The sequence below is a fragment of the Archangium minus genome, from assembly GCF_044360475.1.
GTDB lineage: Bacteria > Myxococcota > Myxococcia > Myxococcales > Myxococcaceae > Archangium > Archangium minus.
Genome location: NZ_CP043494.1, coordinates 8,958,809 through 8,971,758, shown reverse-complemented (window position 1 = coordinate 8,971,758; position 12,950 = coordinate 8,958,809). Strand labels below are relative to the sequence as shown.

Sequence of the window (12,950 nt, the reverse complement as noted above, 5' to 3'; positions counted from 1 at the left end):
CCTCGCGCCGACGCTGCTCACTCCTCGCTCAGGTCGAGTTTGAGGGTGGTGCTCTTCCCGGCTTTGATGTCGATGTCGCGCTGTACCGTCTTGGCGAGCTTCTCGTTGACGAGCTTCAGGGTGTGGCGCCCCGCGGTCAACTTCAAGGGCTTCATGGGCGTGGTTCCCCACTTCTTGCCATCCACGAAGACGGTGGCATAGGGGAAGATGCGTAGCACCAGGGTTCCCTCGAGCGTGACGGTGGGCGCAGCGGGAGCGGGGGTTTTCTGACTCTGGGGTTGCGCGGGAGCCGGAGTCGGTGCGGGGGCCGTGACGGGGGGCGCGGAAGCAACCGCGTTCCCTGCGTCCGGCACACCTGCGTCGTGCTGCACACCCGCCACAGAGGGCGGCGAGAGGTCGGGCTCGGATGGCTCGGCGACGGCCTGCTCCGGCGAGACGGACTCTGTTTCGGCGACGAGAGCAGGCTTCGGCCAGAAACCCAATTGCCAGGACACTCCGACGCCACACGTGGCGAGCAGCAGGGCAGCAACCACCCAGAGGAGAGGCTTCTGCGTCGACTGGGGCACCTGCACCGACTGAGGCTTCTGCGCGGACTGAACGGGACGCCACACGGCCGGAGCCTCCGTGACCAGTCCCGGCTCCTGCTCCTGGGTGTCCACGTCGGAGGAGGGCGGGGGAGGGGTGGACTGGGACGGCCGTGGGGGCCGGAGCTGAGCCGTCATCAACTCGCGAGGCTGGGGCGGAGGTGTGGCCTCGCGGCGCCGGGGCGGAGGTGTGACGAGGGCTCTAGGCTCTTCCTCTTTCGGAGGTTGGGGCCCGCGATGATTCGCTGTCACCACCTCGTTCGAGGGCGAGGAGGTGCGTTTCCTGACGAGGTGCGGTGGCTCGGGGGGCGGAGTGAGCGCCGGCCGAGGGGGCGAGAGCGTCGGAACAGGGGCCGGCGTCAGGGCAGGGAAATCTGTCTTCGAGACAGTCTGGTTGATGAACTGGGCCACCTGCTGCGCCGTCACGGGCCTGCCGACCGAGACGATGTATGCCTCCAGGTCGGCCTGGAATGCATGACAGTCTGCGTAACGTTGCTCGCGCTCCTTGGAGAGCGCCTTGCTGAGGATGCGCCGCAGCGGCTGGGGCAGATCCGGACGGACTCGGGCCGCTGGGATGGGCGGCTCGTAGATGATGGCCTGCATCAGCCCGGCCTCTGAATCCGAGGCGTAGGGCCGCTGGCCCGTGAGCAACTCGTAGAGCACCACCCCGAGGGCATACACGTCCGCGCGCCGATCCAGCGGTTTCGCACGCAACTGCTCGGGCGGCATGTACGCGATCTTGCCCTTGATGACGCCGCTTTCCGTCTTGTGGCTCTGCCCGGCTGCCTTGGCGATGCCGAAGTCCACCACCTTCACCGCACCCTGGCGGGACAGGAGGATGTTGTCCGGGCTGACGTCGCGGTGGATGAGGCCCTGCTGCTCGCCGGTGTCGGGATCGACGAAGTCATGAGCGAAGGCGAGCCCTTCGCAGGCGTGGGAGATGAGCCGGGCGCACAGGGTGGGGGGCAGGGAGACGCCCTGGGTCGCTGCGCGCTTGATGACCTGGCGCAGACTGGGCCCGTCGATGTACTCCATGGCCAGGAAGTACGCGCCGTCCGCCTCGCCGAAATCGAAGATCTGCGCGATGTTCGGGTGCGTGAGTCGGGCGGCGAGCTTGGCCTCGGACAGGAACATCTGGACGAAGGCGGGCTCTTCGGCCAGCTCGGGAAGGATGCGCTTGACGACCAGGGTCTTCTCGAAGCCCATGGGCCCGGCGGCCTTGGCGAGGAAGACCTCGGCCATGCCGCCCGCGGCGAGCTTGCGCACCAATTGGTATTTACCCACCTGTTGCTGCGTCACGAGCCAACTCTCTCTTCTCAGCGAATCCGGCGGTCCTACCCCAAGCACTCACGGGGAAGACCCCTCACGCGCGGTGGGCGCTTGGATATCAGGTAGCGTTCGACTTGTCGTCACCCCGGAAGGAGGATCTCAGGTGAGGAATCCGCCACGGGAAGGGCCGCCTCGGACGAGGCCTCTGTCAAGGGGATGCTGAAGGAGAACGTCGAGCCCGTCCCCGGGGTGCTCACCAGCCAGATGTGGCCCCCATGGGCCTCAATGATCTGCCGGCTCAGTCGCAGCCCCAGCCCCACCACTCCCGAGTAGCCCGGTGCTCCTGGAGGGAGCGGCTCGTAGAGGGGCTCGAAGACATGGGGCTGGCGCTCCGGTGGGATGCCGGGCCCGTGGTCGTGCACGGAGACCACCGCCTCGCTTCCCTGTCTTCGGGCCTTGAGCTTGATGGCGCTGCCAGGGCGTGAGTACCGGAGGGCGTTCTCCAGCAGGTGGGACACCACCTCTCCCATGAGATAGCGGTCGGCATGGACGATGAGCGGTCCAGAGACGTCGACGCGAATGGGGTTCTCCGTGGTCTGCTCGGCTTTCTCTACTCGCTCCCGAATCAAGGCGTGGAGGTCGAAAGGCTTGCGCTCCAGCTTCGGCTCGCTGGGAGCCATCTTCACGGTCGCGAACAGGTGCTCCACCAGCCGGGTAATCCGTCGGGTGTTGCGTGAGATGGCGGTGAGTCCTTTGCGTTGGCGGGGCGTGAGCTCCTCCTTGTCGAGCAATATCTCCGCCCATGTCTGGATGGTGGTGACGGGAGTCTTGAGCTCGTGGGCCGCGGCCGCCATGAACTCCTCGCGCAGCCGCAAGGCCTCTCGTACCTGTTGGAACAGGCGTGCTTTCTCAATGGCCACGGCGAACAACTGGCCCAGGGTGGAGTGGAACTCCAGCTCGCGTGCGGAGAAGGTGCGGGGGGCCTCGGTGCCGTAGGTCATCACGCCTACCAGTCGCCCGCGAGAGCGCAGCGGAAATGCTGCCACTCCACGCAACCCCTCTTCCGCCCAGATGCTGCTGGCCGTGGGCTGCCCTTTCGCCAGGACATCCTCGACGACCTGGATGAGCTCGGTCCGGGCCGCTTGCGCCGTGAGTACGGGCGCATCGAAGGAGAGGTGTCGCAGGCGCTCGTCCTTCGCGAGGCGGTGGGCGGCGAGCAGGGTGAGCTCCCGGTGTTCCGGATCTGCCAACCAGAGTCCGACGGCATCGGCGCGCAGGCTATGGCGGCTCTGCTCGATGACCACTTCGGCGATCCGCTCGAGCTCCACCTCGCTGACCAGGGCCTGGCCAACCCGGGCCAGCGCCAGCTCCTGATCGAGCAGCCGCGCCAGCTCGTCCTCCACCCGCTTGTGCTCGGTGATGTCCTGCACCGTTCCCAGGATGCGCACCGGGTGACCCTCTTCGTCCTGGTGGACCTCGACCTCGTGGTGAACGATGCGCTCGGTTCCGTCCGGGCGGAGGATGCGATGATCGAGGCTGAAGGGTTCGAGGTTGACCCGTGCTGCCTCCAACGCTTTCTCGAGCCCCTGCCGCTCTTGGGGCGGAACGAAGGAGAGGAGCGTCTCGCAGGTGAGCGTACGCGATTGGGGCGCGAGGCCCAGGATGCGATAGACCTCATCCGACCCGTGGAATTGTTGGCTCACCAGATCCCAGTCCCAGTTGCCGAGGTGTGCGATGCGCTGCGCCTGGGCGAGGCTCTCCTCGCTCCTGCGGAGGGCCAGCTCCTCCTGCCGGTGCCGGGTGATGTCTCGGAAGACAACTTCCCCGAGAATGACTTGCCCGGAGGCATCTCTGACAGGGGCACCATTGATGCTGAGCAAGAGCTGTTTGCCATCCGAGCGGCGGAAGAGCATCTCCACGTCGGTGAAGGATTCTCCCTTCAGCGCACGCATGAGCGGTGTTTCCTCCAGCGACATCGGGCGTCCGTCTGGGTGCCGGATGTCATTGCGCTGAAGGCTATCGGAGATGGAGGTTTCTTCGAGAGCGGCGTGACTTTTGAATCCAAGCATCCGGAAGCCCGCGGGGTTGGTGCCAACAAACCGCCCTTCCGGGTTGGCGACGAGGATGGCATCCGGCACGCTGGCGATGATGGCCGAGAGCTCGAGGGCCTGGCGCTCGGCCTCCTTGTGCAGGGTGTTCACCTCTGTCTCACGCCGCGCGACCTCGGCCGCCATCGTGTTGAAGGCCTTGCCCAGCTCCTCCAACTCATCCCCCGTTTTGATGTGCACGCGCGCCTCCCGCTCACCTCGTCCCAGCGCCTGGGCGGCCGCCCGGAGTTGGCGCACCGGGCGGGCATAGAAGCGGGTCAACCCGAAGGCCAGGAGGAGGCTCAGCAAGAGGATGCCCGCGAAGACAGCGAGCTTGATGCGCATCATTTCGTAGACGGGGGCCAGGGCGAGAGCGCGTTCAACCGATACCCCCACGGCCCACGGGTACTTGGTGACCGGGGCGAAGGCCCCCAGGTGCTCGTCTTCCAGGAAGGGGCTTGTGAACTGGGGCAGCCGCGCGGGGATGCCATTCAGCGCCTTTTGGACGGCATCGAAGCGGAGGTAGGCGCCGCTCTGTCGGTAGGGCAGGTAGGCCGCGCCCGTGTGGAAGGCCAGCCTGCGGCTTGGATCGACCAGGAGGATGATCTGTCGCTGCTGGGTGCGGGCATCCAGGAAGCGATCGGCGAGCTGCTCGGCTCGGAGCTGGATGGTGACAACTCCGGTGGGTCGTCCTTCCTCGTCACGAATGGGAACGCTGGCAATCAACCCCGCACGATGGGTTCGCTCCAACTCGTGCACATTGGAGATGACGGGTGCATTGCTCGCCATCACCTGCTGGAAGAACTGGCGGTCACGGATGTTGAGGCCGGGGTCGGCGAAGCCGGATTGGCCTCCCCATCCCCGTTGCTGGCCACGGGCGTCGTAGACGCCAATGGATTGATAGAGCGGACTGCGTTCGACCACCTTCTTCAGGTGCGGGTTCAGCACACGGGAGTCCAGGGTCAGGAGCCGCGGGTCCTGCGCCACGGCCCAACCGAGCCCAACGGCGCCATCGAAGACCTCGGCGACCTGTACGGCGACGGACTGGGCTGTCATCGCCTGCGCATCCAAGATGTACTCCTGGGTCCGCCGCAGGTCGGAGAGGAAGCCAGCAATCAGCAGTCCCAGGACCGGTAGGAGGACGAGGATGAAGGCGACGAGCAACTTGGCGTGGAAGTGCAGACGCGGCAGGGTCGCGCGGGAGTGCATACGGGTTCATCGCCTCATCGGAGTCCCGGTCGGGATGTCACGGGGAGCTCCCACTGAAGAAGGAGCCGTGGAGCCATTTTCGTGATGGGGAAAGCACTCCTCATGCGCGCACCGGAATTGTCTTCAACCGCTGTCTTGCAAGTCGCTCGAAGGTGTAGGCGCCCTGCTCACGCGCGATAGCGAGCGCGGACTTGAAGCTGGCCTCGGCCTCCTGCTCGTGTCCGAGCGCACGCAGACCCTCGCCCCGCAGCCGGTGCAGCGCCGAGGCGTAGAAGCGCTCCTCTCCCAGGTGAGCGAGGGCTCGATCCACCACTTCCAGCGCCTGCTGGGGCTGGCGCTGCCACAAGTAGAGCTCCGCCAACATGCCGCAGTGGTGGCTCTGGGAGGACTGGATGCCGGACGTCCGCCATTGCTCGAGCCCCTGTCGCATGAGCGCCAGCCCTTGGGGTGCCCAGCCCAGCCCAGCCAGGGCCCAGCCGCGCAGGAGTGCTGCCCCGCTCCGCCACATCCGGAAGTGGTGCTCGCTCGAGAGCGCCATGCAGCGCTCCGCGAGCTCCAGGGTGCTGACGACATCCCCCCAGTACTGGCTGCCCAGCGCCACGAAGTGGAGGGCGAAGGCAGAGGTGTGCAGGTGCCCAATCCGTCCGGCCAGTGCCAGCGCCTCCTGGCCCCAGGTGCGGGCCAGCTCCAAATCCCCACTCCAGGAGAGGATGAGGGAGCCGTAGGCCAGTGCCTTCACCCGCGGCTCCACCCAGTGTCGGAGCGCCAGGCGCCGGTGCTCGTCCAGGGTGAAGTGCGAGCACTCCAACGCAAGCTCCGCGTGCTCTCGCGCGGCACGGCCCTGCCCGCGGGTGAAGGCCACCATGGACATCATCCCGTGTCCCAGGGCGAGCAGCTCCCGGTTCTCTTGCTGCTGGCCCTGAGCCACCAGGCGCTCCGCCAACTCCCGGGCGGGCGACAGCTCGCTACGCGCAAGGTAGAAGGAGAAGGCCCCCCAGTAGGACAGCTCCAGTCGAGGCAGCTCGTTCCCTACCGCGTCAAGCAGCGAGCGCGCACGCGCGAAGGTCCGCTCCGCTTCGGCTGATTGATAGCCTCGCGCCTGCACCAGGGGAATGCCCAGCGTCAGCAGGAGACGCAGCTCCTCGCCCTGGCGTTGGCTTGCATCCGGAAGGGTTTGTAACAGCTTGAGCGCTCGTGTGAGGTGTTCAATCGCCTCCTCGTTGGCCGAGCGCTGACTGGCATGTGCACCGGCGCGAGCCCACCAGAGGAGGGCCCGAGCGGGCTGCGCTGCTTCCGTGTAGTGGTGGGCCAGCAACTCCGGATGTGATTCCACCAGCTCGGGGAAGGACTCCTCCAGCACTGCGGCAATGCGCTGGTGGTACTCGCGCCGGGTGCTGCGCAGCAGCGACTGACAGGCCGCCTCCTGGATAAGGGCGTGTCGGAACCGGTACTCCGCTGGTCCCGCACTCGAGCCCGCCTGCTCCAGGATGCCCGCGGAGACCAGTCCCTCCAGGTCGCGACTCCTCGCGGCTTCGGACTGCCGCGTGAGGGCCGCTACCAGGGCACTCGAGAAGCTTCGTCCCATCACGGAGCAGAGCTGTGCCAGCATCTTCTGCCGTGGCGGCAGTGTGTCCAGGCGTGCGAGCAGCAGCTCGTGCAGGCTCAGGGGAATGGAGGAGGACGTCTCTCCGGCGGCCTGCCGCTCCAACAGCATGCGCGTCAGCTCTTCCGCGAAGAGTGGAACCCCCTCCGTCCGCTTCACGAGCTGCCGCATGACGTTCGAGGTCAGGGGCCGGCCTCGGACCATCTCCTGCACCAACACCTGGGTCTGCTTCTCGGACAGCCGCTCCAGGGAGATGACGTGGAGGCCGGGCCACCGCGGCGCGGCATCACGTGGCTCGGCGCGGGTGCTGAGCAGCAGCAACACCCGAGACTGCTTCACCGACTCGTGCAGCCGAGCCAGGAGCTCCAGGGTGGAAGGGTCTGCCCAGTGCAGATCCTCCACGACGAGCAGCACCGGACGCTTATGCGCCAGACTTCGCAGCAGGATGGCCAGGGCCTCGAACACCAGTGACTTCTGCCGCTCCGGAGTGAGCTGGGTGGAGGGAAGCGTCTCCATGGCGGGCAGGGAGAGGAGCGAGACGAGCGCCTGCAGGTGCTCGACCGAGAGGCCGAGTGCGACCAGCCGAGACTCCAGCCCTCTCGGAGAGGCAAGGGCGGCGTCTTCCTGGCGTGAGTCCTCGAGCAGGCGCTGGAGCAGGGCGATGACGGGGTACAGCGCGCTGGAGGAGAACGGAGCACTGCACTGGGCATTCAGGCGACAGTCCGCCTCGGAGGCCACCCGCTCTCGCACCTCGTAGATGAGGCGGGACTTCCCCAGACCCGCCTCGCCGCGGAGGAGGACGGCGGTGCCCTGTCCCTGCCGGGCCCGCGCCCACAGGCTGAGCACCTCCTGCAGCTCTCGCTCTCGTCCGACCAGCGGTGTCAGCCCGAGGGTCGCGCGTGTCTGCTCGAAGCGGGACCTGGCCTCGTGCTCGCTCAACGCTTGAAACACTCGCAGCGGACGGGTGGCGGATGTCCCCGTGGGGCGCCGTGTCCCGCGCGGCTCCATTTCGAAAGCGCCACGCACCAGGGTCCGAGTGGCCTCGCTGAGGAGCACCGTGCCGGGCTCGGCCTGCCGGGCCAGCCAGGCGACCACTTCGGGGGCTTCTCCCGAGAGAACGGGGCCCCCTGGGCTCTCGTGCAGCGCCACCCTGTCCGTGTGGATGCCCACTCCCACGGAGAGCCCTCGCGAGAAGGGACGCGGAAGCTTCCGCTGGAGCACCTGAGGAAAGTTCCGGGCCAGGATCAGGCCCGCATGAACGGCGTGCCTGGAGTCCTCCTCCAGGGCATGCGGGTAGCCGAAGCAGGCCAGCACCTGGGAGCCCATGGACGGCGTGACCGAGCCGCCGTGCTGGCCGAGCAGCTCCTCACAGGTCTCGTGGAAGGCGGCCTCCAGCTCATCAAAATCCTCGGGGTCGAGCGCCGCCGGGAGGCCGAGCGGTACGCAGCACACCAGCGTTACCTGCCTGCGCTGAGCAACAGCGAGCTGCCCCTGTTCTCGATGCAACCCGAGGTGCTCGCTCACCTCGCGCAGCTCCTCCAGCAGCTCCTGCCCCGAGGGAATGCGCCGGGCGGGATCCTTGGCCAGCGCCGTGGCAATCAGCTGCTCCAGCTCCCGCGGCACCTCCGGACGGAGCGTGCGCACCGAGGGCACGGGCTCTGGAGAGATCACTCGGGCACGAAGCTCCTCGGCGCAGAGGGTGGAGAAGGGCCGCTTGCCAGTCAGCAGCTCGTAGAGCAGCAACCCCGCTGCCCATACGTCGGTCCGCTCGTCCTGGGGCCCGCCCAACCACTGCTCGGGTGCCATGTACAAGGGAGTGCCTGCCGTGGACATGTCTGGAAGAGGGAGGGAGCTCGCCACCAGGTGGGCCAGACCGAAGTCCAGGAGCTTCACCGTCCCCTCTCGGGTGAGGAAGACGTTGGCTGGCTTGAGATCCCGGTGGATGAGATGTCGCTGGTGCGCGTGAGCCAGGCCGGCGGCCACTCCTTCCATGATCGCCATCGCTTCCTTCAGCTCCAGCCGGCTCCGGTGCAGCCGTGCCGAAAGCGACTCGCCCTCCAGGTACTCCATCACCAGGAAGAGCACGCGTTGCTCTCCGTGCTCGACACGCCACTCGGCCACATCAAAGAGGCGGACGATGTTCTCGTGGTTCAACCGGGCAATGGCCCGGGCCTCCTGCTGGAGCAGTTCGGTGACCCGGCTCCCGAGCGACACGGTCTGCGGATTCAGGAATTTGAGCGCCACTTCGCGTTGCAGCTCCGCATCCCACGCTTGGAACACCTCGCCCATGGAGCCGCGGCCCAGCGCCAGTTTGATCTCGAAACGCCGGCCATTCGGGCCCCCCAGCTTCTCTCCAGGGACGGGACTGGCCAGCCAGGGATCGGAGCTCACCACCTCCTCCAGCAAGGAGTCTCCGAAGTCCATGTCGTCCTGAATCGAGTCCATCCTCGGCTGCCTCGCGAGAGGGGCTTGCGCTACTCCTCGTGCCCTGGCTGGCGCCGGAGAAGCCAGGAATCGCCCCATTCTCAGGACATGTGCATGGCCTTTCGTTGGGGCAACATCGAGGGCAGGCTGGCTGAGAGGAGGGGGCGTCCAACGAGGCGCGCGCACGTTCGAAGCCTATCTCCCGAGTCCTCGCTGCACGGCTGGGGTAGGCTCGCGCTTCAGAGAGGACGATCCATGCTGCAAGCAGAGAAGAACGTCACTGCGACCGCGCTCCATGCACTGATTGCCCGTGAGTGGCAGTACCAACTGGAGCACAGCCCGACCTACGCCTCGGTGTCGGGCGACCGCCGCTGGAATGACCGCTGGGATGATCTCGGGCTCTCCGCCATCAAGGCGGACCACCAGCACAACCTCCAGGTCCTCGCGCAGCTCGACACGCTGGAGCGCGAGAAGCTCTCGGCGGAGGACCAGCTCAACTACGACCTGTTCCGCCGCGACTACGAGCTGTGGGTCGAGGAGCACCGGTTCAAGTGGTACCTGCTGCCGACGAACCAGGTGGGTGGCATCCCAGAGGGAATCAAGCAGCCTCCGGGCATCCAGACGGCCTACCAGCTCGCGGACACGCTGCGCTTCGCGACGACGAAGGACTACGAGGAGTGGATCACCCGCCTCGGCGGCTTCTCCACCTACGTGGATCAGATCATCACGCTCATGCGTGAGGGAATGCACGAGCGCCGCATGCATCCCCAGGTCATCCTGCGGCGCATCCCGCCCCAAATCGAGAAGCAGCTCGTGGACGACCCCACGAAGAGTGGGTTCTACAGCCCCTTCACGCGCTTTCCCTCCAGCATCTCGCCGGCCGAGCAGCAGCGGTTGTCCGCCGCCGGCCGCGCCGCCATCGCGAGCGGGGTGCTGCCAGCGCTCAAGCGCTTTCACCAGTTCCTGACGGCCGAGTACCTCCCCGCCGCGCCCGAGCAGGTGGGCATCTGGCAGTTGCCGGAGGGCCTGGAGACGTATGGCTTCTTCACCCGCAAGTTCACGACAACGAACCTGAGCCCGGACCAGGTCCACGAGCTGGGGCTGGCCGAGGTCCAGCGCATCCGTGCCGAGATGGAAGCGGTGAAGGTGAAGGCGGGCTTTCAGGGCTCGCTCCACGAGTTCTTCCGCTTCCTGCGCACGGAGTCTCGGTTTTATTGCAAGAGCGGCGAGGAGCTGCTGCTGCGGTATCGCAGCCTCGCCAAGCGAATCGACCCACTGCTGGTGAAGCTGTTCAAGACCTTGCCGCGGCAGCCCTATGGCGTCGAGCCGACTCCGGATGCCATGGCTCCGGATGTCACCACCGGCTTCTACTACCCCGCTGCGTCCGATGGCTCACGCCCTGGCACCTACCTCGTGAACCTCTATCGCCCCGAGACGCGGCCCATCTGGGAGATGGTCCCCCTCACGCTGCACGAGGCTGTGCCTGGGCATCATCTCCAGACGTCCCTCGCCGCCGAGCAGAGTCGCCTCCCCGAGTTCCGCCGTTATGGCTACCACGTGGCCTACGGAGAGGGCTGGGCCCTGTACTGCGAGACCCTGGGGGACGAGCTCGGCTTGTACGACGATCCGTACGACAAGTTCGGCCAGCTGGCCTACGACATGTGGCGCGCCGTCCGACTGGTGGTGGACACCGGGATGCATGCCCGGCGCTGGAGCCGGCAGCAGGCCATCGACTACTTCCTGGAGAACTCGCCGCGCCAGGAGCTGGACGTCATCAACGAGATTGACCGTTACATCGCCTGGCCGGGGCAGGCCCTGGCCTACAAGGTGGGGCAGCTCCAGATTCGGGAGCTGCGCACGCGCGCCGAGCGTGAGCTGGGCACACGCTTCGACGTCCGCGAGTTCCACGACGTGGTGTTGCTCGACGGCTCACTCCCGCTGGACATCCTTGAGAAGCGGGTCGAAGCCTGGGTGGCCAAGACCCGCTCTGGCGCCGCGGGCCCGCGGTGACTACTGCCGGCCGATCTGATCGAAGCGCTGCAGATCGTACTTGTTGATGATGGAGATGAGCTTGTCCGCGTAGCCGGGGTCCGTTGCGTACCCGGCCCTGTGGATCTCCCGAGCGAACTGCGCCGCGTCATCGGTGTGCTTGAACGCGTTGGCGTAGCGCTTGTTCTCCCGCAGGAACTTGCCGTGGTCCGCGAAGGACTCGGCCGGGGTGTTGTACTTGCGGAAGTTGGCGTCCACCGTGTGCCAGCCCTGGGACCTGGAGTACTCCTTCGTGGGCATGGTGACGTGGCCAGCGGGGCCCTCGCCCTTGATGCCGAAGAAGTTGTTGCCCTTCGTGGCCAGGCCGGACTTCCCCGCGCCGCTCTCCAGCAGCGCCTGCGCCAGCGTCACCGAGGCGGGAACACCCGTCTGGCGCTGGCTCTTGATGGCGTCCGCCGCGACGCGGTCGATGAACGCGTTGCCCGTCTTGGGCAGCGGGCCCGTCACGCCACTGGTGCCGTCCGTGCCCGAGGTGCCCCCGGTGCTCGAGGTCCCGTCCGTGGAGGGCGCCGCCGAGCCGCCGACCTCGGCGCCCAGCTTCTGGAACGCCTGGCGCGTGAGCGGACCGTAGTAGCCGGTGTTCTTCACGCCGTGCGCTTCCTGGAACTCCTTGAGGGCGCCCTGGGTCCTCGGACCGAAGGTGCCCGGGCCGGTGTTCATCTCCGCCTGGGTCATGAAGCCCAGCTTCACCAGCGCCTTCTGGAGCTTCTCCACCTCAGCGCCCTTGGCGCCCCTCTCCAGATCGCCGGAGGGCAGGGCCATGCCCTTCACGCTCGCTCCGTTGGTCGTCGGGGCAGGGGTCCCGCCGGTGTTGGCCGTGCCGCCGGTGGAGGGCGTCGAGGTGTCCGCAGTGGGAGCCGCCGTGCCCGGCCTCGGGTTGCCACCGGAGAACGTCACCAGCTCGCCCGTCGTCTTGTAGTTCTTCGGGCCGCCGACGAGCCTGCCGTTCTGCTCGCTCAGGGTGATCTGATTGCCGGTGGAGGGATCATTGGCGAAGTAGACGTTCTTGCCGTTCTGCGTGCCGCGGCCGGTGATGGTGATCCAGTGATCGGTGCCGTTCCTGCCGCCACCGCTGCCGGCCTTGTAGTCCACGCCCACCACGACGGGGCGGCCTGCGTCGATCTGATTGTTGATGGTGGAGAGGTTCCAAGCCTGCTTGCTGGCGCTCAGGCCCGCGGCCTTCGCGGCCGTATCCCACATGATGCCGTTGCCATCGTAGCCCTTGTTCCTGTCCAGGTACGCGTCCAGCTCGCCCGGGTTGATGGCCTTGCCGGAGATCTTGCTGATGGCCATGGCGGTGGACGTCATGGCGCAGCCCGCCAAGGAGATGCTGCTACCCGTGCCCAGGCTACGGCCGCCCCACTGATCATCGCCCTGCTTGTACATGGGCGTGCCGTCCGCCGAGGTGGGGTGGGTCCGGCCTCCGGAATCACGCACCGCGCTGGTCGACGAAGGGGAACCCGCCTCGAACGTGTCGCCACCGTTGGCCGTGGCCGGCGTGGAGGCGGGCTTGTTCTCGAAACGGTCGGGGATGACGAGCTGCTGACCAACGTTGATCTTGTTCGGGTTGCTGATGTTGTTGGTCTGGGCCAACTGGGACGCCGAGACGCCAAAACGCCTGGCCAGAGCATTCAAGGTGTCGCCACTGCGAACCGCGTAGGTGGTCGTCAAGGGGGGCTCCCACTGGGTCGGTTGAAGACTTTTCTTATTGTCGGTGAAGTGCCC

The 12,950-nt window shown here is 66.9% G+C and carries 5 protein-coding genes; 1 reads left to right on the top strand and 4 read right to left on the bottom strand.

The window, feature by feature from the left end; genetic code table 11:
• Positions 1-17: 17 nt before the first annotated feature.
• From F0U60_RS36460 to F0U60_RS36450, 3 genes are all read right to left on the bottom strand, one after another.
• Entirely contained in the window at positions 18-1,883 is a 1,866-nt protein-coding gene (locus tag F0U60_RS36460; RefSeq protein ID WP_395806666.1) for a protein kinase, read from the bottom strand.
• 110 nt (positions 1,884-1,993) lie between these two features.
• Positions 1,994-5,149, bottom strand: a complete 3,156-nt coding sequence (locus F0U60_RS36455; protein WP_395806665.1) for an ATP-binding protein — start codon at positions 5,147-5,149, stop codon at positions 1,994-1,996.
• 100 nt (positions 5,150-5,249) lie between these two features.
• Positions 5,250-9,197, bottom strand: a complete 3,948-nt coding sequence (locus F0U60_RS36450; protein WP_395806664.1) for a protein kinase — start codon at positions 9,195-9,197, stop codon at positions 5,250-5,252.
• 234 nt (positions 9,198-9,431) lie between these two features.
• Here F0U60_RS36450 and F0U60_RS36445 point away from each other — a divergent pair, with 234 nt between their 5' ends.
• Positions 9,432-11,186, top strand: a complete 1,755-nt coding sequence (locus tag F0U60_RS36445) for a DUF885 domain-containing protein (protein ID WP_395806663.1) — start codon at positions 9,432-9,434, stop codon at positions 11,184-11,186.
• Here the strand turns inward: F0U60_RS36445 and F0U60_RS36440 are convergent, their stop codons facing one another.
• A complete protein-coding gene (locus tag F0U60_RS36440) occupies positions 11,187-12,896 on the bottom strand; it encodes a glucosaminidase domain-containing protein (RefSeq protein WP_395806662.1) in 1,710 nt (569 codons plus the stop codon).
• Positions 12,897-12,950 lie beyond the last annotated feature (54 nt).